The 22,720-nt window shown below is 69.1% G+C and carries 19 protein-coding genes; 10 read left to right on the top strand and 9 right to left on the bottom strand.

Annotated elements, in window-relative coordinates; translation table 11 throughout:
• Window positions 1-32: 32 nt before the first annotated feature.
• Genes OHA68_RS01715 through OHA68_RS01740 form a run of 6 tightly spaced genes read right to left on the bottom strand, consistent with a single transcriptional unit; the run spans window position 33 to window position 6,860 of the window.
• Window positions 33-1,625 (bottom strand): ABC transporter substrate-binding protein, encoded by a 1,593-nt coding sequence (locus OHA68_RS01715; protein ID WP_327106039.1) that lies wholly within the window; start codon window positions 1,623-1,625, stop codon window positions 33-35.
• A 21-nt stretch (window positions 1,626-1,646) separates the two neighbouring features.
• Window positions 1,647-3,236 (bottom strand): ABC transporter substrate-binding protein, encoded by a 1,590-nt coding sequence (locus tag OHA68_RS01720; RefSeq protein ID WP_327106040.1) that lies wholly within the window; start codon window positions 3,234-3,236, stop codon window positions 1,647-1,649.
• Window positions 3,237-3,261: 25 nt separating this feature from the next.
• The gene (locus OHA68_RS01725) at window positions 3,262-4,083 is read right to left on the bottom strand and encodes an ATP-binding cassette domain-containing protein (protein WP_225276789.1); all 822 of its coding nucleotides are present in this window, start codon (window positions 4,081-4,083) and stop codon (window positions 3,262-3,264) included.
• A complete protein-coding gene (locus tag OHA68_RS01730; RefSeq protein WP_327106041.1) occupies window positions 4,073-4,960 on the bottom strand; it encodes an ABC transporter ATP-binding protein in 888 nt (295 codons plus the stop codon). The genes OHA68_RS01725 and OHA68_RS01730 overlap by 11 nt, the downstream gene beginning before the upstream one ends.
• The gene (locus OHA68_RS01735; protein WP_189136950.1) at window positions 4,957-5,880 is read right to left on the bottom strand and encodes an ABC transporter permease; all 924 of its coding nucleotides are present in this window, start codon (window positions 5,878-5,880) and stop codon (window positions 4,957-4,959) included. Before OHA68_RS01735 ends, OHA68_RS01730 begins: the two co-directional genes overlap by 4 nt.
• On the bottom strand, window positions 5,877-6,860 hold the full coding sequence (locus OHA68_RS01740; RefSeq protein WP_327106042.1) for an ABC transporter permease: 984 nt from the start codon (window positions 6,858-6,860) through the stop codon (window positions 5,877-5,879). Before OHA68_RS01740 ends, OHA68_RS01735 begins: the two co-directional genes overlap by 4 nt.
• Window positions 6,861-8,035: 1,175 nt before the next feature.
• Between OHA68_RS01740 and OHA68_RS01745 the strand changes: the two genes are divergently transcribed.
• The 3 genes from OHA68_RS01745 (at window position 8,036) to OHA68_RS01755 (ending at window position 12,287) form a co-directional block, all read left to right on the top strand.
• Window positions 8,036-9,517 carry an endo-1,4-beta-xylanase gene (locus OHA68_RS01745; protein WP_327106043.1) on the top strand — a complete coding sequence of 494 codons (1,482 nt, stop codon included), beginning with the start codon at window positions 8,036-8,038 and terminating at the stop codon, window positions 9,515-9,517.
• Between the two features lie 180 nt (window positions 9,518-9,697).
• Window positions 9,698-11,176 carry a non-reducing end alpha-L-arabinofuranosidase family hydrolase gene (locus OHA68_RS01750; protein ID WP_327106044.1) on the top strand — a complete coding sequence of 493 codons (1,479 nt, stop codon included), beginning with the start codon at window positions 9,698-9,700 and terminating at the stop codon, window positions 11,174-11,176.
• Window positions 11,177-11,264: 88 nt separating this feature from the next.
• Window positions 11,265-12,287, top strand: coding sequence for a LacI family DNA-binding transcriptional regulator (locus OHA68_RS01755; RefSeq protein WP_327106045.1), 1,023 nt, complete (start codon window positions 11,265-11,267; stop codon window positions 12,285-12,287).
• Between the two features lie 33 nt (window positions 12,288-12,320).
• On the opposite strand, the gene OHA68_RS01760 is transcribed toward OHA68_RS01755, so the two are convergent.
• Window positions 12,321-13,307, bottom strand: coding sequence for a phosphoglycerate dehydrogenase (locus OHA68_RS01760; RefSeq protein WP_327106046.1), 987 nt, complete (start codon window positions 13,305-13,307; stop codon window positions 12,321-12,323).
• 185 nt (window positions 13,308-13,492) lie between these two features.
• A complete protein-coding gene (locus OHA68_RS01765; protein WP_327106047.1) occupies window positions 13,493-14,392 on the bottom strand; it encodes a LysR family transcriptional regulator in 900 nt (299 codons plus the stop codon).
• 149 nt (window positions 14,393-14,541) lie between these two features.
• Between OHA68_RS01765 and OHA68_RS01770 the strand changes: the two genes are divergently transcribed.
• The 4 genes from OHA68_RS01770 to OHA68_RS01785 all read left to right on the top strand — a co-directional run bounded on the left by OHA68_RS01770 (window position 14,542) and on the right by OHA68_RS01785 (window position 19,086).
• On the top strand, window positions 14,542-15,621 hold the full coding sequence (locus tag OHA68_RS01770; protein ID WP_327109440.1) for a tartrate dehydrogenase: 1,080 nt from the start codon (window positions 14,542-14,544) through the stop codon (window positions 15,619-15,621).
• A gap of 377 nt (window positions 15,622-15,998) precedes the next feature.
• Entirely contained in the window at window positions 15,999-16,943 is a 945-nt protein-coding gene (locus tag OHA68_RS01775) for a D-alanine--D-alanine ligase family protein (protein WP_327106048.1), read from the top strand.
• Window positions 16,944-16,948: 5 nt separating this feature from the next.
• Window positions 16,949-18,319: a UDP-N-acetylmuramoyl-tripeptide--D-alanyl-D-alanine ligase gene (locus tag OHA68_RS01780; RefSeq protein WP_327109441.1), complete on the top strand. Its 1,371-nt coding sequence runs from the start codon at window positions 16,949-16,951 to the stop codon at window positions 18,317-18,319.
• Window positions 18,320-18,393: 74 nt separating this feature from the next.
• A complete protein-coding gene (locus tag OHA68_RS01785) occupies window positions 18,394-19,086 on the top strand; it encodes an aspartate/glutamate racemase family protein (protein WP_327106049.1) in 693 nt (230 codons plus the stop codon).
• Window positions 19,087-19,116: 30 nt separating this feature from the next.
• On the opposite strand, the gene vanY-N is transcribed toward OHA68_RS01785, so the two are convergent.
• Window positions 19,117-19,689: a D,D-peptidase/D,D-carboxypeptidase VanY-N gene (gene vanY-N / locus OHA68_RS01790; protein WP_327106050.1), complete on the bottom strand. Its 573-nt coding sequence runs from the start codon at window positions 19,687-19,689 to the stop codon at window positions 19,117-19,119.
• Between the two features lie 191 nt (window positions 19,690-19,880).
• Between vanY-N and OHA68_RS01795 the strand changes: the two genes are divergently transcribed.
• From OHA68_RS01795 to OHA68_RS01805, 3 genes are read left to right on the top strand one after another with little or no spacing between them, the layout of a single operon-like run.
• The gene (locus tag OHA68_RS01795) at window positions 19,881-20,555 is read left to right on the top strand and encodes a response regulator transcription factor (protein ID WP_327106051.1); all 675 of its coding nucleotides are present in this window, start codon (window positions 19,881-19,883) and stop codon (window positions 20,553-20,555) included.
• A 20-nt stretch (window positions 20,556-20,575) separates the two neighbouring features.
• Window positions 20,576-22,069, top strand: coding sequence for a HAMP domain-containing sensor histidine kinase (locus tag OHA68_RS01800; RefSeq protein ID WP_327106052.1), 1,494 nt, complete (start codon window positions 20,576-20,578; stop codon window positions 22,067-22,069).
• Window positions 22,066-22,641 (top strand): hypothetical protein, encoded by a 576-nt coding sequence (locus OHA68_RS01805; protein WP_327106053.1) that lies wholly within the window; start codon window positions 22,066-22,068, stop codon window positions 22,639-22,641. The genes OHA68_RS01800 and OHA68_RS01805 overlap by 4 nt, the downstream gene beginning before the upstream one ends.
• Window positions 22,642-22,720: the final 79 nt, after the last annotated feature.

A 22,720-nucleotide genomic window follows, 5' to 3' on the forward strand; every position in this document is an offset into this window, starting at 1 on the left:
CTGGAACTGCGGACCGGATGACGCCGTGCGCGTCACTGCTTCGGCGACATCGTCAGCCAGGCCTTACGCTCCGGCGGCGATTGCGGCTTGTCATGCCCCTGCCAGCGCGCGGTGCTGATCGTCGAGAAGGAGCCGTTGAACCACGCGAGCGGCGCGTGGAACATCAGCTTCGCCGCCTTGGCCTGCATCTTCTTGAACGCCTCGGCCCGCTTGGCCTTGTCGTTGGTGTTGAGCGCGGCGGCAGCGGCGGCGTCGATCTCCGGATCGCAGACGCCGGACGGGTTCGCCGCGGCCGTCTTCTTCTCGTTGCACTCGTACCAGCGCGTGATGCCGATGCTCGGATCGGCCCCGAGGTTCGTCCGCAAGAAGGAGAGGTCGAAGTCGCCCTCGGTGTACATCTTCTCGTTGTAGACCGCGCCCGAGGTGCCGACGAGTTCGGTGCCGATGCCGACCTCCGCCAGCATGGACTTCGCCATCTCGGCCGTCTTGGCGACCTCGCTCAGCGGGGTGATGTAGCGCACCTTCAAGGTGAACCTCGTGCCGTCGGACCCTCGTTCGAAGCCGGCCGCGTCGAGGGTCTTGTTGATCGCGTCGAGATCGCGCGGGAAGTCCCGGCTGAAGTCGATGTCCGGGTTGATCGCCCAGTCCAGCGACTTCGGGAAGAACCCCTCGGTGGCAGTGCCCAGCCCCGACAGCGCCGTCTTGGCGATGGCGTCGCGGTCGAGTGCCGCGAACACCGCGGCCCGCACGGCCGGGTCCTTGAGGTGCTCGCTCCGCGTGTTCTGCATCATGATGACCACCTGGGGGAACATCCCGTGCGTGAGCAGCTGGGCGTTCTCGTCGGTGGTGACCCGGCCCTGCTGCGACGGATCCAGCACGGCCTCGTCGATCTCGCCGGCGAACAGGGCCTCCGCCCGGCTGTTGGGATCGGCCATGACGGTGAAGACGGCGCGGTCGACCCGCACCTCGCCCTCCCAGAAGTCCGGGTTCTTCAGGAGCACGACCTCCTGACCCGGGGTGTAGGAGCCGAACTTCATCGGGCCGGTGCCGATCGGCTTCTTGTTCGCCTCGTTCGTGACGTAGTCGGTCCCCGCATAGACGTGCTTGGGCAGCATGAACTGCTGCGCGACCGTTTCCAGCAGCGGGCCGTAGGGCTTGTCGAGGTGCACCACGACGGTGGACGCGCCGGTGATCTCGACCGACTTGATCCGCTTGGCGAGCAGCGCGCCGAAGGTCTGCAGCGGCACGATCTCCTCGAAGTTGAACTTCACGTCCTCAGCGGTGAACGGCTTGCCGTCGTGCCACTTCACGCCCTCGCGAAGATTCAACGTCAGGTCCAGCCCGTCCGGGCTGACCTGCCACTCCTTCGCCAGGCCGGGCGAGATTTGGTAGTCGTCGGAGATCCGGATCAGGGGATCCATGATCTGCGAGCTGAACAGCAGCGAGATCGGGGCGCTGACGAACTGCGCGTTCAGCCCCAGGGTCATGGGGTCGCCGCCGACCGCCTGCACGTACACGCTGCCGTCCGCGCCGCTCTGTCCGGCGCACGCGCTCATCGTGAGCACGCCCGCCATCAGGGCCGCCGCGAGCGCTCCGCCGCGTCTGGTCCTCTTCGTCTTCAGCATCTGCACGAGCTCCTGTCCGTCTTACCGAGCCGGCGTCATCTTCGACCAGGGCAGGCGCTCCGCCATCACCCGCGGCGCGTCCTGTCCCTGCCAGCGCGTGGTGCTGATCGTCGGGAAGGCGCCGTTGAACCAGGCGAGCGGCGCGTAGTACATCAGCTCCGCCGCCCGGGCCTGCATCTTCTTGAGCGCCTCGGCCCGCTTCGACTTGTCGTTGGTGTCGAGGGCGGCGGCAGCGGCGGCGTCGATCTCCGGATCGCAGATGTGGGTGGGGTTGGAGCCCGGGTTCCGCTTCTTGTTGCACTGGTACCAGTTGGCGATGCCGAGGCTCGGGTCGGGCCCGGTGGTCATCCGGACGAAGGCGAGATCGAATTCGCTCTTCTTGTACAGCTTCTCGCTGTACACCGCGCCGCCCGCGCTGGTGAGCTTGGTGGCGATGCCGAGCTCCTTGAGCATCGACTGCGCCATCTGGACGGTCGCGCCGACCTCGGTCAGCGTGAAGATGTAGAGGATGTTCAGGGTGAATCTCGTGCCGTCGGGCCCTCGTTCGAAGCCGGCCGCGTCGAGGGTCTTGTTGATCGCGTCGAGATCGCGCGGGAAGTCCTTGTCGAAGTCGACCTCGGGGCTGACCGCCCAATCGAAGGAGGGCGGGACGAATCCGGTCGCGGTCTTCCCGATCCCGGACATCGCGGTCTTCGCGAAGGCGTCACGATCGAGCGCCGCGAACAGGGCGGCGCGGACGGCCGGGTCCTTGAGGTAGGTGCTCCGCGTGTTGAACATCATCGACACCATCTGCGGGAACATCCCGTGCGTGAGCAGCTCGGTGTTCTCGTCGGTGGAGATCCGGCCCTGCTGCGACGGGTCCAGCACGGCGCCATCGATCTCACCGGCGACCAGCGCCTCCGCCCGGCTGTTGGGATCGGCCATGACCGTGTAGACGGCCCGGTCCACCTGGGACTTCTCACCCCAGTAGTCCGGGTTCTTGACGAGCGAGACCTCCTGGCCCGGGGTGTAGGAGCCGTACTTCATCGGGCCGGTGCCGATCGGCTTCTTGTTCGCCTCGTTGGTGATGTAGTCGGTCCCCGCGTAGACGTGCTTGGGCAGCATGTACTGCTGGGAGACCGTTTCCAGCAGCGGGCCGTAGGGCTTGTCGAGGTGCACCACGACCGTGGACGCGCCGGTGATCTCCACCGACTTGATCCGCTTGGCGAGCAGTGCGCCGAAGGTCTGCAGCGGCACGATCTCCTCGAAGTTGAACTTCACGTCCTCGGCGGTGAACGGCTTGCCGTCGTGCCACTTCACGCCCTCGCGCAGGTGCAACGTCAGGTCCAGCCCGTCCGGGCTGACCTGCCACTCCTTCGCCAGGCCGGGCGACATCTTGTAGTCGTCCGAGAGGAAGATCAGGGTGTCCATCAGCTGCGCGCTGAACAGGATGGGGTACGTACCGCCGGTTAACTGAGCGTTCAACCCCGTGGTCATGGGGTCGCCGTTGACCGCGTACACGTACACCTTGTCCTCCGCGCCGCCGCTCTCGCCGGCGCATGCGCTGATCGCGAGCACGCCCGCCATCAGGGCGGCGAGCACTCTGCCGCGTCTTGTCCTCTTTGTTCTCACGCTCTTCTGCCTCTCTGCCCGGTCCTCAGACCTCGCGGGCCGTGCTGTCCAGTGATCGATCGGAGCGCGCCCGGTGCAGGACCGGCGCGGCTGCCAGCAAGGTCTGGGTGTACGGGTGCGACGGGTCGGCGAAGATGGCCTCCTTGGCGCCCTCTTCGACGATCTCGCCCGATCGCATGACATAGACGTAGTCGGCCACCTTCCGCACGACCGGGAGGTCGTGGGTGATGAAGACGTAGCCGACGCCGAGCCGGTCCTTCAGGTCGGCCATGACCCGCAGCACTCCGGCCTTCACCGACGCGTCGAGCGCGGAAACGGCTTCGTCGGCCACGATGATCTGCGGATTCAGCGCGACGGCCCTGGCGATGAGCACGCGCTGGCGCTGACCACCGCTGAGTTCGTGGGGGAAGCGGTCGAGGAACTCCTCGGCGGGGTTCAGGCCGACCAGGTGCAGCGCCTCGCGAACCTTCTCGCGCACCTGTACGCGGGTCGTGGCGATGCGGTGCAACCGGATCACCTCGCCGACGGTCTGCTCGACGCGCTTGCGGGGGTTCAGCGACCCCGCGGGGTCCTGCAGCACCGCCTGCACGTGGCGCCGATACTGGACGCGCTCCTTCTTCGTCATCGCCGAGATCGGCACTCCGTCCAGCTCGACCCCGCCGGAGCTGGGCGGGATCAGGTCGAGCAGGATGCGAGCCAGCGTGCTCTTGCCGCTGCCGCTCTCCCCCACGATCGCCACGAAGTCGCCCGGCCTGGCACGCAGTGTGGCGTCCCGGACGGCGTGCACCGTCTCCGTTCCCCGTCCCGACCGGAAGGTCTTCGAGACGTTCTTGGCCTCAAGAAGCATCGACGGCCTCCTCGGCCAGTTGTCGCCGCAGCTCGGGCGATATGGAGTAAAGCTCCACGCCGTCATCTGTCAGGCTGCGCACGCTGCGCAACAGGGCTTGGGTGTAGGCGTGCCGTGGCTCGTGCAGCACCTGCTCGGTGGCGCCCTCCTCGACGACGCGTCCGCCGTACATGACGTAGATGCGGTCGGTCATGTTCGCGACGACGGCGAGGTCGTGCGAGATCAGCATCAAGGAGGTGCCCAGGTCGGAGACCGTGGTGTCGAGGGTCTTCAGCACGCGCTGCTGGACGGTGACGTCGAGGGCCGTCGTCGGCTCGTCGGCGATGATCAGAGCAGGCAGCTTGGCGATCGCGATCGCGATCAGCACGCGCTGGCGCATCCCGCCGCTCAGTTCGTGCGGAAACCTGGCGGCGACCTGCTCGGGCCGCTCCAGGCCCGCCTGCTCCAGGAACCGGTGCACCGCCCGGGTCCGAGCGGAGGCATCGCCTTCCCGGCCCGGCGGGATGGACTCGGCGACCTGCCTGCCGACCCGCATCGTCGGGTTCAGGAACGTCAGCGGGTCCTGGAAGATCATGCCCACGCGGCTGCGCCGGATCTCGTCCCACGCCGCGGGCGGCGCGCCGACCATCTCCTGCCCCGAGATGCGGATCGATCCGTTCACCCGTACCCGCGGTGAGGTCGGCAGCAGTCCGGCGATGGATCGTCCCGTGACGGACTTCCCCGATCCGGACTCTCCGACGACACCGACCCGTTCACCGTCCCTGATCACCAGGTCAACGCGCCGGACCGCCTCGACCTCGCTGCGCTCCCCTGTCGGAAGTACGACCTGGAGCCCTTCCACCGAAACCAGCGGCGCCTCGTCTTGAGGAGCGTTCACTTGACCCTCCCGATCGTCGGGTTGAACGCGTCGTTGAGCGCGTCGCCGAGCATGTTGACGGCGAGCACGACGAGGAAGATGCAGGTTCCGGGCAGGAGAGCGAGCCACCAGCTGTCCCGCATGTAGGACTGCGCCTCGTTCAGCAGTCCGCCCCAGCTCGGGTTGCTCGGGTCGCCGACCCCGATGTACGCCAGACCGGACTCGATCAGGATCGCGCGCCCCACGGTCATGGTCGTGGCCACGAGCACCGGGGGCATGGCGTTCGGGATCACGTCGGACCAGAGGATGCGCAGACTGTGGAAACCGGCCGCCTTCTGCGACTCGACGTAGCCGAGCTTCGAGATCCGCATCGCCTCGGCCCGCACGATGCGGCCGACGCCGGGCCACATCGTGATCGCCAGCAGCGCGCCGACGATGACGATGTTGGAGCCGAGCACCGCCGCCGCGACCAGCGCGAGCACGAGGCCGGGGAGCACCTGGAAGAACTCGGCGATCTTGACCATGGCGGTGTCGATCCAGCCGCCGAAGTATCCCGCCAACCCGCCGACGATCAGCCCGAATGTCATGCACAGCACCGCGACGCTGAAGCCCACCAGCAGCGAGATCTGCCCGCCGTAGACGACGCGCGCGAGGTAGTCGCGGCCGAGCATGTCGGTGCCGAACGGGTGCTCCGCGCTGGGCGGGAGCAGCTTCGGGAAGCTGGTCGCCACCGGATCGGTCACGAAGAACGGGCCGATCACCGCGACGAGCACGAAGATGATCACGAGCGGGAGGAACACCAGGGTGGAGGGCCGGCGCAGGAACGCGCGCCAGGCCGCGCCCTGCCCGCCATGGGAACGTTCCCGCACGGCGAGCGGGGCGGTGCGCGCGTCCGGCGCCGGCGAGGACGGCCCTGTCGTACGTGTCTCCTGACGGGTCATGTCGTCACCTCCTGCTTGGGCGCGAGCCGGGCGCGGAGCCGGGGGTCGACGATCCCGTAGATCACGTCAGTGATGATGTTGACGATGATGATCGTGATGGTGAGCATGATCGTGATCCCGAGCACGACCATGTTGTTCTTCCGTTCGATGGCGTCGACGAAGAGCAACCCCATCCCCGGCCAGCCGAACACCCGCTCGACGAGCACGGAGCCCGCCAGGATGAACCCCAGGCTGTAGCCCGAGACCGTGACCAGCGGCAGCAGGCCGTTCGGCAGCGCGTGCCGCCACAGCACCCGCCGCGACGACAGTCCCTTCGACCGCGCCGTGTCGATGTAGTCCTGCCCCAGCGACTCGATCACCGCCGAACGCGCGATCCGGGCCTTGTACGCCAGCTCGGTGGTGGCCATCGTGATGATCGGTAGCACCATGTACTCCCAGTAGATGCCCGGCTGGCCGTACGGGCTCTTGCCATGCGTCGGTAGCCAGCCGAGCGTGATCGAGAACACCATGATCAGCAACATGCCGAACCAGAAGTTCGGAATGGAGAACAGGCCGACCGCGATGCCCGAGATGCCGCCGTCGAGCCAGCGCTTCCGCGTGCGGGCCGCGATCGATCCCAGCACGATCCCGCCCAGGGTGGACAGGATGAAGGAGGGCACCGCGATGGCGAGCGTGTTGCCCGCACGACTGAGGATGATGTCCAGGACCGGCTCGGCGTTGGTGGCGAACGAATATCCGAGGTCGCCCCTGAGCACGTTGCCGAGGTAGATCAGGTAACGCTCCCAGAGCGGTTTGTCCAGGCCGTAGGCCGCCATGATGCGCTCGCGGAACTCCTCGGTGAGCGGCACGTCGCCCACGAGAGCCTGAACCGGGTCGCCGGGTGCGAGTTCGAGCAGGAAGAACAGCACCGTGATGACGACGATGAAAAGAATGAACGACGACAGCAGCAATCTGCCGTAATGGAGAAGCCCTGCCTTCATCGGTGACTCCTTGCGCTCTAGTGCGTTGTCGCGCCGAGGCCGGCACCTCGAGGGACGGTCAACGCGATGTGCTTCTACTCGCCGGGCTCGATGCTGTCGTCGGCTTCTGGCGGGGGGTCGCTCCTCATCGCATCTCCACGAGGTTCCGTATTTTTGTTCATTTCACGATCTCACTGCGCGGAATACGAACATAAAGTGACGGAGCATCGGCGTCAAGAGCAAGTCCCATCACGGCGTCGCGCCTCTTGCCAGGCCTATGACCACGGATGTAAGCCCCTTGCAGGCGTTCTCGATGAGGCGGTGAATAAACTCTTATTATTCTTCCGTATGGCGAAAGGAGGGTTGCATATGTCGAACACAGGGAGATCTTCGGCTGGCACGCTCGCCTGACCTCGGAGGCCGAACAGCGCGAGGGGGCATCGCACCGACGCTCAGGGTGGGTCTTACCCGTGCTTAGGCGGCTACGGAGCGCAAGAAGGCGGCGTTGACCAGGGACGATCCACGACCCTCCGGCCCGCCGACGCCTATCGGCGGCCTCACTCGATCGCAGACAGCGGCGTTGACGTTACGTATGATGAACAATAAGTTCACATCGCGTACTATGAGACATGGCCGCGCCGCGCCCAGGCTCAGCTGCCCGCGCACCTTCCCGTAGGCGGTTCACGCCGCCGCATCGGTTGACCTCTCCACTGTTAGCGCTAACGAACCGCCGACCGGCCGAGCCCCCTTCGGGCCTGGTGCCGGCAGAAGCGGCGGAAACGTACTGTCAAGAGCTCCTTAACGTGCAGCCGGTCGGCGGCGGTGGCGCCCCGGCGCGCTCACCTCGGATCATCGGGTCGAAACGCGGCCGATCAGCGGGAACGTCACCCTGAAACTTTCATGCGCGCCTTGGCTCGGCCAGCTTGGCCGAAAGTTTCAAGCTGTCAAGTCCCGTGCCTGGCCTGCATACGTGGCATAGCCGGATACGACGACACCGAAACTTTTCTTTACATCCTTGACAATTTTCGGTGGGATTCCCACACTAAGGGCCCGAGGTGATCTCCCCTACCGGCTCGGTGGTGCCACGGGGGGACTGCCGCCCCGACGCGATGTGCGTCCCCACCGGGGCGTGACTTCGGTCTGCGGGTGTGTCCCGCGCACTCCTGTCCCCATGATTCGCTTACGGAGGCTCGAACATGCGTGTCAACGCCACGTCCCCACCCACCGCCCGACGGCCGCTCGGGGCGCGCCGGGCGCTGATCACCGGTGCGCTCGGCGCACTCAGCCTGATCACGGCGCTGGCGACCGCGATTCCGGCCGATGCCGCGGCGAGCACGCTCGGCGCGGCCGCCGCGCAGAGCGGCCGCTACTTCGGCACCGCCATCGCCTCCGGCAAGCTCGGCGACTCCGCCTACACGACGATCGCCAACCGCGAGTTCAACATGGTGACGGCCGAGAACGAGATGAAGATCGACGCCACCGAGCCCAACCGGGGGCAGTTCAACTTCAGCGCCGGCGACCGGGTCTACAACTGGGCCGTGCAGAACGGCAAGCGGGTGCGCGGGCACACCCTGGCCTGGCACAACCAGCAGCCGGGCTGGATGCAGTCGATGTCGGGCGGCTCGCTGCGCCAGGCGATGATCGACCACATCAACGGCGTGATGAACCACTACAAGGGCAAGATCTACGCCTGGGACGTGGTCAACGAGGCCTACGCCGACGGCAACTCCGGCGGCCGGCGCGACTCCAACCTCCAGCGCACCGGTAACGACTGGATCGAGGTCGCCTTCCGCACCGCACGCGCCGCCGACCCGGCCGCCAAGCTCTGCTACAACGACTACAACATCGACAACTGGTCCTGGGCCAAGACCCAGGGCGTCTACAACATGGTCCGCGACTTCAAGTCGCGCGGCGTGCCGATCGACTGCGTCGGCCTGCAGTCGCACTTCAACGGCAACAGCCCCTACACCAGCAACTACCGCACCACCATCCAGAGCTTCGCCGCCCTCGGCGTCGACGTACAGATCACCGAGCTGGACATCCAGGGCGGCTCGGCGACCACCTACGCCAACGTGACCAACGACTGCCTGGCCGTCCCCCGCTGCACGGGCATCACCGTGTGGGGCGTCCGCGACAGCGACTCCTGGCTGGGCGAGAGCACCAGCCCCCTGCTCTTCGACCGCAACGGCAACAAGAAGTCCGCCTATACCTCGGTCCTCAACGCGCTCAACGCCGCGGACCCGAACCCGGACCCCGACCCGGACCCGGACCCGACGCCCACCCCCGGCAACGGGCGGATCACGAGCACGGCCTCCGGCCGCTGCGTGGACGTGCCCGGCGCCGGCACCGCCGACGGCACCGCGGTGCAACTGTGGGACTGCAACGGCCAGAGCAACCAGCAGTGGACGCAGACCTCGGCAGGGGAGCTGAAGGTGTACGGCAACAAGTGCCTGGACGCCGCGGGCACGGCCAACGGCGCCAGGGTCCAGATCTACTCCTGCTGGGGTGGCGACAACCAGAAATGGCGCGTCAACTCCGACGGCACGATCGTGGGCGTACAGTCCGGGCTGTGCCTCGACGCCGTCGGCGCCGGCACAGGCAACGGCACGGGGCTGCAGCTGTACAGCTGCTGGGGCGGCAACAACCAGAAGTGGTCCTACAACGCGAGCACCGCGTGAGCGTCACCTCCCGCGCGCCCGGCGCCTGAGCCCCGGCCGCACCACGGTGTCACCTTCCCTCGGCCCCGCGAAAGGCCGAGGGAAGGCCCGTTCGAAGCTTGACGGAAAACCCGTTCGGAGCCTGAGGGGAGGCCCGTTCGGAGCTCGAATGTTAGCGCTAACGCGCGTCGTGTCCTGACCATGAACAGCGAATCGGAGACCACGGTGACATCCAGACCCCTCGCCGTCCTCGCGACGGTGGCCGCCTTACTGGCGAGCCTGTTCGTCGCCCTTCAGGCGCAGTCCGCCCATGCGGCCACCATCGACACCAACGCCTGGTACGTCCTGGTCAACCGCAACAGCGGCAAGGCCCTGGACGTGTACAACCTGTCCACCGCCGACGGCGGCCGCATCACCCAGTGGACCAGGAACGACCAGAACCAGCAGCAGTGGCAGTTCGTCGACTCCGGCGGCGGCTATTACCGCATCAAGTCCCGCCATTCCGGCAAAGTGCTGGACGTGCACAACTTCTCCACCGCCAACGGCGGCGCGATCGTGCAATGGGCCGACCTCAACGGCACCAACCAGCAGTGGCGGCCGGCCGACAGCTCGGACGGCCATGTACGGCTCATCTCGCGCCACAGCGGCAAGGCCCTGGAGGTCCAGGGCGCCTCCACCGCCGACGGTGCCAACATCGTCCAGTACGACGACTGGGGCGGCGCCAACCAGCAATGGCGACTCGTCCAGGTCGGCGGCGGCGGCGATCCCGGTACGTGCGATCTGCCGTCGACGTACCGCTGGACGTCCACGGGCCCGCTGGCGAACCCGAAGTCGGGCTGGGTCTCGCTCAAGGACTTCACCGTCGCCCCCTACAACGGCAGGCATCTCGTCTACGCCACGACGCACGACACGGGCACGCGATGGGGTTCGATGAACTTCAGCCCCTTCACCAACTGGTCCGACATGGCTTCGGCCGGGCAGAACACGATGTCCGCCTCCACCGTCGCACCCACGCTCTTCTACTTCGCCCCGAGGAACCTCTGGGTGCTCGCCTACCAGTGGGGCGGCACCGCCTTCTCCTACCGGACCTCCAGCGACCCCACCAACGCGAACGGCTGGTCATCGGAGCAGGCGCTCTTCTCCGGAAGCATCTCCGGCTCCGGAACAGGACCCATCGACCAGACCCTCATCGGTGACGGCTCGACCATGTACCTGTTCTTCGCCGGGGACAACGGCAAGATCTACCGGGCCAGTATGCCCATCGGGAATTTCCCGGGCAGTTTCGGCTCGACCTCGACGGTGATCATGAGCGATTCGACGAACAACCTGTTCGAAGGAGTTCAGGTCTACAAAATCCAGGGCCAGAACCGATACCTCATGCTCGTCGAGGCGATCGGCGCGCAGGGCCGCTACTTCCGCTCGTTCACGGCCACCAGCCTGAACGGTTCGTGGACCCCGCAGGCCGCGACGGAGAGCAATCCCTTCGCCGGCAAGGCCAACAGCGGCGCCACCTGGACCAACGACATCAGCCACGGCGAACTGGTCCGCAGCAACGCCGATCAGACCATGACCGTTGACCCCTGCAACCTGCAGTTGCTCTACCAGGGACGCAACCCCGGCTCCGGCGGCGACTACGGCCTCCTGCCCTACCGGCCGGGCGTGCTGACGCTGCAGCGCTGACGGCGTGACACGGGGTCCGGCTCGGACACCGTTTCGGGGCGGCCCCGGCATTGCGGGCCGCCCCACCTCGCGTGACTAGACTGCCGCCATGACCACGGAGTCGTCCCGTCTCACCATTGCCCAGCTCGCCGAGCTGGCCGGCGTTTCCACCGCGACGGTCTCCAAGGTCGTGAACGGCCGGTCCGAGGTCTCATCCGAAACCCGCGCCGCCGTGGAGGAGCTCATCCGCCGGCACGGCTACCGCCGCCAGCGCCGCCGCTCCACGCCGACGGCCCTGGTGGAGCTGGTCTTCCACGCGCTGGAGGGCGAGTATCCCGTCGAGATCACCAAAGGGGTGGCGCAGGTCGCGCATGAGCACGACCTCACGGTGGGGTTATCGGATCTGCGCCGCGACCGCGCCGCCGCGGACGCCTGGCTGGAGCGCGTGCTGCGGCACCGCCCGAGCGGTGTGATAGCCGTGTTCTCCGGCCTGACCGAGCCCCAGCACGAACAGCTCGCCCGCGCGGAGATCCCACTGGTCCTGCTGGATCCGGCGGGCGCCCCCGCGCGGAACATCCCGTCGGTCGGCGCCGGCAACTGGAACGGCGGGCTCACGGCCACCCGCCACCTCCTGGAGCTCGGGCACCGCCGCATCGCCATCATCACCGGGCCCGACTCCGCGCTGGCCAGCCGGGCCCGGCTCGACGGTTACCGGACCGCCCTCGACATGGCCGGCGTGCCCGTCGACCCCGAGCTGATCGGCCGAGGGGACTTCTTCATCGAACGCGGGCTGGCCGAGTCCCACCGCATGCTCCGCCTGCCCGACCGGCCGACCGCGATCTTCGCCACGAACGACGGCCAGGCCATCGGCGCCTACCACGCGGCCCATCAGCTCGGCCTGCGCATCCCGGACGATCTCAGCGTGGTCGGCTTCGACGACCTGCCGACGGTCCGGTGGGCCATCCCGCCGCTGACCACCATCCGCCAGCCCTTCACCGAGATGGCCGCCGCGGCCACCTCGATGCTGCTCACGCTGAGCCAGGGCGAGCCGCTGTCCCAGAGCCGCGTCGAGCTGGCCACCGAACTCATGGTCCGCGAGAGCACCGCACCTCCCAGCCTCCCACCCGCCTGAGCCGAGGCACGGCCCCCACCGCCTCCCGCACGATCACTCCTGGAGGGTCACGCGGAACCGGTGCACCGAAGGGTCGTTGACGCGGAAGGCCGGCCTGCCGGAAAGGGCGTTGACCAGCTCGACGGCGGCCTCGCGCCCGGCGGCCGCACGCGCCTCCACCGTCTGGCCTGCCATGTGCGAGTACACCGTGATGCCCTCGACGCCGCGCAGCACGCTGTCCTGCGGGAGCGGCTCGACCTCGCACACGTCGAGGGCGGCACCGGCGATGGTTCCGTCGCGGACGGCCGCGGCCAGCGCGTTCTCATCGACGATCGCCCCGCGTGCGGTGTTGACGAGCAGCGCGGCCGGCTTCATCAGGCTCAGCGCCCGGGCGTCGATCAGATGGCGGGTGGCGGGCGTCAGGGCGGTGTGGACGGACACGACGTCCGAGCGGGAGAGCAGGGTGTCGAGGTCGACGAACTCCACGTCAGGCACCGGAGCGCCGGGGTCCGGTGCGATCGCGGTGCGGCACAGCACGGTCATCCCGAACGCGCGTGCCAGCGGCACCACCGCGCGTGCCGCCGCGCCGAACCCGACCAGGCCGAGTGTCGATCCCCGCAGCTCGTGTCCGTCCGTACGGGGCCAGCGGCCTTCGGCGACGCCCACGGCCAGCTCGACCAGACGCCTTGACGAGGCCAGGATCGCCCCCATCGTGAACTCCGCGACGGCGTTCGCGTTGATGCCCGGCAGGTTGCTGACCAGGATCCCCAGCTCCGAGGCGGCGGCGACGTCGACCGAGTCGTAGCCCACCCCCGACCGTACGACGGCCTTCAAGGTCGGCGCCGCGGCGAGGACGTCGGCCGTCATGGGCTCGTTGGCGATGAGCGCGCCGTCGACACCGTCGAGCAGTCCGACCAGCTCGTCGCGATCGCGACGCCCGCGCAGCGGCGCGTGCACCGTCTCGTGCCCATGCTCGCGCACGTACGCGTCGACCGGATCGCCCGGCTTGAGGTAGTCGGTGGTGATGAGGATGCGGGACATCGGTCGAGCACTCACTTTCGGCGAAGACAGCGGAGACAGGAGGCAGCGGAGGCAGACACAGGAGGCAGGAGGCAGCGGAGGCAGCGGTCGCCGGCGCGGCCGTGACGGCACTCGCAGAAATGTAATGGCGGGACCTCGACGGGATAACCCCCGCCGGCGAAAGGTCACCTTTCACCAGATCGAGCTCAGCCCAGCCGCTCAGGCAGTCGTTCACTCATGAAGTCCAGGACCGCCCTCACCCGTGCGGGGACATGATCGGTGTCGGCGTGCAGCGCGTACACGTCCGCGGCGGGGGTGGGCACGTCCGCCAGCACCCGCACGAGCCGCCCGTCCTTCAGCAAGGGGGCCACCTGCCAGGTGGAGCGCATGATCAGGCCGCGGCCCTCAAGTGCCCAGCCGGTCACGATGTCGCCGTCGTTGCTGGACAACGTGCCGTCGACCCGGACGCGGAACTCATCCGAGCCCCGGCCGAAACGCCACAGCGCGTAGTCACCGTAGTTCTCGCGAAGCAGGATGCAGTTGTGGTCGGCGAGCTCGTCCGCCGTGCTGGGCGCGCCGTGCGCACGCACATATGCCGGGGACGCGCACACCACGCGCCGATTCTCCGCGAGCCGCCTGATCCGCAGGGTCGAGTCGGGCAGCGGACCCACGTGAATCGCCACGTCGAACTCCCGCCGATGCGGACTGACCGGAAGGGGCGTCGTGGTCAGCTGCACGTCGAGATGCGGATGATGCGCGCCGAACTCCCCCAGCAGCGGGCCGACATGCGCCCGTCCGATCCCGAGGGTCGACTCCACGACCAACGACCCCCGCAGGTCCCCCGAGCCGCCGGAGATCTCCTCCTCCAGCCGCTGGACGTCGGCGAGGATCGGGCCGATCCCCTTGGCGAGAACGGCTCCCTCGGACGTGAGCACCAGTTTCCGGGTGCCACGACGAACGAGTTGCACACCGAGGCGCTGCTCCATCGCGGCGAGACGCTTGCTCACCACCGGAAGGGAACACCCCAGCCCGCGTGCGGCCGCCGTCAGCGTCTCGCTCGCGGCGACGACCGTGAAGAATCTCAGGTCGTCGACAGACTCCGGCACAGCCGACCTCCGCCACCCCGTCTTTCCTGGTGCGAAAGCCTACCTTCCTCGATGGACCCTAGGTCCGAGGTGACGACCTGCGTACGGTGATGATCCTGGCCGGTCAGGTGACCGGCGGTGACCCCCATCAGCGAAGAAGGTACGGATCCATGTCTCGCAGTTATCGCATCGCCGTCATCCCGGGTGACGGGATCGGCGTCGAAGTCGTGCCGGAGGGCCTGCGTGTCCTGCGCCGGACGGCGGAGCTCTACGGCTTCACCGTCGAAACCGAGCAGTTCGACTTCGCCAGCGCCGCGTATTACCAGGCGCACGGCGAGATGCTTCCCCCGGATTGGCACGAGACCCTCGTGGGGTTCGACGCGATCTTCTTCGGCGCGGTCGGCTGGCCCGAGGTGGTCCCCGATCACGTCTCGCTGTGGGGAAGTCTGCTGAAGTTCCGGCGTGAGTTCGACCAGTACGTCAATCTCCGGCCGGTACGCCTGCTGCACGGGGTGGTCAGCCCGTTGCGCGATCGAACGCCGGAGGAGGTCGACTTCTACGTCGTGCGGGAGAACACCGAAGGTGAGTACTCCAGCATCGGCGGACGGATCTTCGAGGGAACCGACCGGGAGACCGTGCTCCAGGAGACCGTGATGACACGGATAGGCGTGGACCGCGTCCTCCGATACGCCTTCGAGCTCGCACGACAGCGCGAGAAGAAGCATCTCACCTGGGCGACGAAGAGCAACGGGATCTCGATCTCGATGCCCTACTGGGACGAACGCGCGGAGACGATGGCCGGGCAGTATCCGGAAATTCGTGCGGACAAGTATCACATCGACATTCTCACTGCGAATTTCGTCCTCCACCCCGACCGTTTCGACGTCGTCGTGGCCAGCAATCTGTTCGGCGACATTCTCTCCGACCTCGGTCCGGCCTGTGCCGGCACGATCGGCATCGCGCCCAGTGCCAATATCAATCCAGAAAGGACTTTCCCCAGCCTTTTCGAGCCCGTACACGGCTCGGCGCCCGACATCGCGGGCCGCGGTATCGCGAACCCGATCGGCCAGATCTGGAGCGCCGCGATGATGCTCGACCACCTCGGGGAGCACGCCGCCGGCGAAGCCATCGTCGCCGCGATCGAGGACGTTCTCGTGGACGGGTCGGTGGCGAAGACCCCTGACCTGGGCGGCAGCGCCACCACCGGCCAACTGGGAACCGCGATCGCGCAACGCCTCCAGGCCCCCTGAGCCGTCGGGCGGCGGCCCGACCGCCTGGCCGTCAGCGTCAGGCATCAGCCACGTCACCTATCACCGCCGCGCCCGTCGATGAGTCACCCGATCAGGGGAGGAGCCTCCCCGGTCGGTGTGATGAGCGCCACTTGTCCGCGCCCTGGCCTGAGACTGAGCGCGACCGTCGGCGGAAACGTCGGGACGAGGACGCCTCCTCGACTCAGGGCTCCTCGCCGGGCCGGCCGCCGCGACCGTGACACAACCATGACACGGCGCTGACGAGGCGGGGACACGATCGGCCGACAGTGAAGGGCGTTGACCGGCGCCTGTGCCCCAGCGGCGGGTCCGGCTGTCTCCGCGCCACTGAGGAAGGCTGATCGATCGTGACTGAACGCATGCGCGTGGCTGTGCTGGCGGGAGGACCGTCCGCCGAGCACGAGGTGTCGCTGCAGTCGGCGCAGGCGGTGCTCGACGCTCTGCCGAGGGACCGGTACGAGCCCGTCCCCGTCATCATCGATCGGCAGGGCAGGTGGCCGGTGGAGCTGCGGCCCGATCTGGCGGACGTGGTCTTCCCCGTGCTGCACGGGCCGTTCGGCGAGGACGGCGTCGTCCAGGGTCACCTGGAGACGCTGGGGATCCCGTACGTGGGCTGCGGCGTCCTGGCCTCGGCCGTGGCCATGGACAAGGTCGCGATGCGGCGCGCGTTCCTGGCGGAGGACATTCCTGTCACCCCGCATGTGTGGTTCACCGAGCAGGAATGGCACGCCACCACCGATCCCTGGAGTCTGGTGAAGCCGCTCGACTGGCCGATGTACGTCAAACCGGCCGCCATGGGCTCCTCCATCGGCATCTCGCGGGTCACCTCCATGGAGGACCTGTGCGCGGCCGTGGACCTGGCGCTGACCTACGGCCGGGTGGTCATCGTCGAGCAGGAGGTGATCGCGCGCGAGCTCATCTGCGGCGTGCTCGGCGGCTATGACACTCCGGACGCCTCGGTGCCCGGCGAGCTCATCGTGCCCGGGGACTGGCTGGACTATGAGGCCAAATACCTCAGCCCTGCCGAGATCGCCACCATCCCCGCCGTGCTCCCGGAGCGCGTGGCCGAGGACGTGCGCGAGCTGGCCCTGCGCGCGTTCCGGGCGATCGGCGGCTACGGCCTGTCCCGCGTCGACTTCCTGTACGAGCAGGACACGGGACGCCTGTACGTGCTGGAGATCAACACGATGCCCGGCTTCACCTCCCGTTCCGTCTACGCCAGGGCCTGGGCCGCCAGCGGTGTCCCGTACCCGGACCTGCTGCGCCGCCTCATCGACCTGGCGCTCACCAGGAGCGGCTCGTGATCCCCATGACGCTGAGCGAGATCGCGCGGGTCGTCGGCGCGAGCCCGCACGACGTGCGTGACCCGCGGGCCCTGGTGACGGCGCCCTCGGCGGTCGACTCCCGCGAGGTGGTGCCCGGCGGCCTGTTCGTCGCGACGGCCGGCGCCCGCGTCGACGGGCACGCCTACGCGGCGGCCGCCGTCGCGGACGGCGCGGTCGCCGTGCTGGCCTCAAGGCCCACCGGCGTGCCTGCCCTCGTGGTCGAGGACGTCCAGCTCGCGATCGGCCTGCTGGCCAAGCACGTGCTCGAACGGATCGGGCCGACCGTGATCGGCCTGACCGGCTCCGTGGGCAAGACCACGACCAAGGACCTGCTGGCCCAGGTGCTCGAACGGCACGCGGCGACGGTCGCCACCGACAGGTCGTTCAACAACGAACTCGGGCTGCCGCTCACCGTGCTGCGGGCCGACGCCGGCACCCGCTACCTGGTGCTGGAGATGGGCGCGGGCCGGAAGGGCGACCTGACGTATCTGACCGGGATCGCCCCGCCTCAGGTCGGGCTGGTGCTCAATGTCGGCACCGCGCACGTGGAGCGGATGGGCGGCGGGCAGGCCGACGTGGCCGAAGCCAAGGGCGAGCTGGTCGCGGCGGTCGCGGCGGACGGGTTCGCCCTGCTCAACGCCGACGACCCGTACGTCATGGGAATGGCCGGCCGCACCAAGGCCCAGATCTTGTTGTACGGCAGGTCGGCGAAGGCGCCGGTGCGCGCCGAAGACGTGCGGATGGACGGGCGGGCGCGACCCGCGTTCGAGCTGGTGACGCCCGCCGGCCGCGCCCCGGTCGAGCTCGACCTCATCGGCGAGCACCAGGTGAGCAACGCCCTGGCCGCCGCCGCGGTCGCCACCGCGCTCGGCCTCGGCGTCGCCGAGATCGCCGATGGGCTGAACGCCGCGCGGCGGCGCTCCGGCGGCCGGCTGGAGATCGTCGAACGACCTGACGGCATCACCGTCGTCAACGACGCCTACAACGCCAACCCCGAGTCCATGCGGGCCGGACTGCGGGCGGTCAAGGCCATGGCCGGCGCTCGTCGTACCGTCGCCGTGCTCGGCGCGATGGGGCAGCAGGCGGAGGCTTCGCGCGCCCGGCACGCGGACGTGGGCCGGCTCGTCGCCGACCTGCGCTTCGACGTGCTGATCGCGGTCGGAGCCGGGGATCCGCTCGCGATGGCGAAGGCGGCGGAGTCCGCGGGCCAGGGCGTGGCGGTCCATGCCGTCGAGGACGTGGCGGGGGCCATCGAGCTCGCCACCGCGCTGGTCGAGCCGGGAGACGTGGTGCTCGTCAAGGCCTCCAGCGAGATCGGGCTCAGCGCCTGCGCCCGTGCGCTGGCCGACGCCTGACCGCCTGCCGCCTGCCCGGCAGCGCGCGGGACCTGACCACGACCTATGCCCACATGCTGACGAAACGGAGTTCCATGCGCACCATCGGCCTCATCGGCGGGTTGAGCTGGGAATCGACGGTGATCTACTACCAGATCATCAACCAGCGGGTGCGCGAGCACCTCGGCGGCAGCCATTCCGCCGACAGTCTCATCTGGTCGGTCGACTACACGACCGTCGAGGACCTCATCTTCGCCGACCGCTGGGACGAGGTGAGTACGTTGCTGACGGGCGCGGGCGGAAAACTGGAGGAGCTCGGCGCCGAGGTCCTGCTCATCTGCAGCAACACCTTCAGCCGGGTGAGCGACGACGTGGCGCGGGCCGCGAGCGTGCCCGTGCTGCACATCGCCGACGCCGTGGGCGCGGAGGTCAGCGCCAGGGGGATGCGTAAGGTCGGCCTGCTGGGCACCCGCTTCACCATGGAGCAGTCCTTCTACCGGGACCGGCTGGCCGCCCACGGCTTCGACGTGGTCGTCCCGCGGCGGGAGCAGCGGGAGCTGGTCCATCACGTGATCTTCGATGAGCTGGTGCGCGGGGTGATCCGGGAATCGTCCAGGGACGCGTACGCCCGGATCGTCGCCGATCTCGCGGACGACGGGGCCGAGGGCGTCATCCTCGGCTGCACGGAGATCGAGCTCCTGATCAGTGAGAAGGACACCGCCATCCCGCTGCTGCCGAGCGCCCGGCTGCACGCGGAGGCGGCGGCCGGCTTCGCGCTGGCCGACTGACGCGCCCCCGGTCGCGGCACGACGACGTCCCTATCTCTGGTCCCCGTTCTCGCTCGCCTGGCCCACGCCAGGGTGGGGTCGTCGTCGTGGTGGCGTGCCGCCGTTGCCCGGACGGTACTCGAAGTGCCACCACTCGTTGTCGTAGATGCGGTAGAGGTCGTGGCACGCGCCGTGCTCCTCCAGCCAGCGCGCGCCTTCATGGGGGCGTACGTCCAGCGCGATGCCCTTGACGTGGTTGGACTCCGCCGGTGGGAGCACGAGCATGCGTGCCAAGGCCGGGGAGCCGGACCGTCGTACCTCCTCTTCGAACATCCGTAGTTGGACGAGGGGGTCGCGGTATCCCGAGGTGAGGCCGATGAGCTGGCCGTGCCGCCAGAGCGCCTCCGTGCGCGCCGCGGTGAACGCCGCCATGGCCCCGGCGGTCAGCCCGGTGAGGTCCTCGGCGGGGAACCGCATCCCCAGCGCCCAGCGGCAGGCCGTCTCGCGGGCCCGGCCAGGATGGCGGACGTACGCCACGGGCAGCAGGAGCACGGCGAGCACCAGCGTGACCGCGGCGTACAGCCGGTCACGGGGCCGAGGTGGGATGGTGCGTGGTTCGTTCATGACGAACTACGATTGGCGTCCAATATGCGTGCGTTGTCCGCCGCAGGTCACCGTTTCTCGATGGTGGCCACCGCCGGCGCGACCGTGACACAACCATGACACGGCGCGGACAAGGCGGAGACACGGCCGGTCGACAGTGGACGTGTGGACCGGCGGGCGAGTTACGGAGCGTGCTGTTGATACTCGGCGGCGTGTCGCGAGTGTTGTTGATCGAGGACGACCCGGCCGTGCGGGAGGGCCTTGAGCTGGCCCTGACCCGGCACGGGCACCGGGTGCGCGCGGTGGAGTCCGGCGAGCAAGGGCTGGACCGGCTGCGTACGGACCTTCCCGACGTCGTCGTGCTCGATCTGATGTTGCCGGGCATCGACGGGTTCGAGGTCTGCCGCCGCATCCGGGCCGCCAGGGAGCTGCCGATCATCATGCTGACCGCGCGCGGCGACGACATGGACGTGGTGGCCGGGCTGGAGGCGGGCGCCGACGACTACGTGGTCAAGCCAGTGCAGCCCAGGGTGCTCGACGCGCGCATTCGCGCGGTGCTCCGGCGGCTCGGCCGGGACCAGGCGGAGCTGGAGCGGCACGGGGACCTGACCATCGATCGGGCCAGCCTGGTGGTCGCCAGGCACGGCGTGCCGGTCAGCCTCGCCCCGACCGAGCTGCGCCTGCTGCTCGAACTCTCCGGCACGCCGGGCCGGGTGCACAGCCGCCAGCAACTGCTGGAGTCGGTGTGGGAGCACGGGTACTTCGGCGACTCGCGGCTCGTGGACGCGTGCGTGCAGCGGTTGCGCGCGAAGATCGAGGACGATTCGGCAGCGCCCGTCTACGTGCAGACCGTGCGTGGGTTCGGATACCGGTTCGGGCCGGTGTGAGCCGCCGGTGTGAGCCGCCGGTGATACCTCGGCCGAGCCTGGGGCTGCGTGCCCGGTTGTTGTTCGCGTTCGCGCTGCTGTCCGTGGTCACCGCGGCGGCGGTGGCCGGCGGGATCTACGTTCAGGCCCGCAACGACATCCTGCAGCGAACCCAGGATGCCGCGGTGCGGGCGATGACAAGCCGCCTGGAGACGCTCTTCCCGTTGCGGACCGCGACACCGGGCCCGGCCGAGCTCGGCGAGATCGCCGCCACCGTGACCGATGGGGACAACTCCGCGATCGCCGTCTACCACGGGACACACTCGCTGCTCCGTCCGCGGCCGGGGGCGCCCGACCCACCACCGGGGGGCCTCAGGCCGGGCGGGGCCGCGCGGATCCTGGATCCCGGGGCGATTCCACCGGCGCTGCGGCGGGCCGTGGCCGGCGGTGACCTCGCGTGGAAACGCGTGGTCTGGCAGGGCGAGCCCATCCTGCTCATCGGCACGCCGTTGCTGATCGTCGAGCGGGACCGGACGACACGGGTGTCCGGCATCGAGGTCTACAGCGCGCGCAGCCTGCTTCCCGAACAGCGCAGCATCGACGAGCTCGCCGCCTCCGCCTGGCTCATCGGCGGGGCGGCCCTGGCGTTCGCGATCGTCCTCGCGCTGCTGGCCACCCGTGGCGTGCTGCGCCCGGTGCACGAGCTCGGCCGGGCGGCCCGCCTGCTGGGCCAGGGCGAGATGCGGACCAGGATCGCGGTCCGCGGCACCGACGAGCTGGCCGCCGTGGCGCACACGTTCAACCACACCGCCGCGGAGCTGGAACGGCACGTCGAGCAGCTCCGCGAGATGGAGGCCGACGCCCGCCGGTTCGTGGCCGACGTGTCCCACGAGCTGCGCACCCCGCTGGCCGCGCTCGCCGCGGTCGCCGACGTCCTCGACGAGGAGGCGGCCCGGCTGCCCGAGCCCGCCGGCCGGGCCGCCAGGCTGGTCAGCCAGGAGACGCTCAACCTCACCGGGCTGGTGAACGACCTCATCGAGATCAGCAGGTTCGACTCCGGTGTCGCGGCCCTCGTGCCGAACGAGGTCGACGTGGCCGAGCTGGTGCGCTCGACCCTGCGCACCCGGGGCTGGTCGGAGCAGGTGCGCACCGAGCTTCCCGACGCGGTGACGGCACGGCTGGACCCGCGCCGGGTGGACGTCATCCTCGCGAACCTGGTGGGCAACGCCCTGCGGCACGGCGAGCCACCGGTGTCGGTACGGCTTTCCGACGACCCGCACTGGATCACCCTCAAGGTCCGCGACCACGGACCGGGCCTGGACGAAGCGGTGCTGCCGAACGTGTTCGGCCGGTTCTACAAGGCCGACGCGACCAGGGCCAGGTCCGAGGGCAGCGGGCTCGGCCTCGCCATCGCGCGGGAGAACGCGCGCCTGCACCGAGGTGACCTCACCGTCGCCAACGCCCCGGACGGCGGCGCCGAGTTCACCCTGCGCCTGCCACGCCGGACACCCGATCCGGACGGGGGCCCCGCGTGAGAGCCAAGCTCACCCGCCGCCTGCTCGCCTGTCGCCTGCTCACCCGCCGCCTGCTCACCCGTCGCCTGCTCACCCGCCGCCTGCTCACCGGCCGGGTGCTCGCCTGGCGGGTGCTCGCCGTGGGCCTCGTGTCGCTCGTCGCCGTGGCCGGCTGTGGCGTGCAGCCCAGCGACGTCATCCGGGCCGGCGACCCGCCGCGCGGACACGTCGCCCCGGCCATGACGATCACCCTCTATCTGGTGAGGAACGACCGGCTCAGCGCGGTGACGCGGCCCGGTGATCGTCCGATGTTCCCGGCGGACATGCTCGCGCTGCTGGCGGCCGGACCCACCGCGAGGGAACGGGCGCGCGGACTCACCACCGACGTCCCGCCCGAAGCCGGCCCGTTCGAGGTGACCGCCGACCCGGCCGGCCACCTGATGGTGACCCAGTCCGCTCCGGCCGGTGAGCTGTCCGCACTGGCCGTCGAGCAGATCGTGTGCACGGCCGCCGTGGCGGCGCCGGTGAGCCCCGCCCAGGTCACCGTCGTCGGCACAGGGCAGAGCGTCGGCCCCCGGAACTGCCCAGGGTGACGGCAGCGGCATCGCCACGGCCTTGGGCACCTTGCTGCGGTCCGGCCGATGCGGGTCTTGGGCACCTTGCTGTGGTCTG

Origin of the sequence: Nonomuraea glycinis (assembly GCF_035920485.1) — a bacterium.
Taxonomy (GTDB): Bacteria; Actinomycetota; Actinomycetes; order Streptosporangiales; family Streptosporangiaceae; genus Nonomuraea; species Nonomuraea glycinis.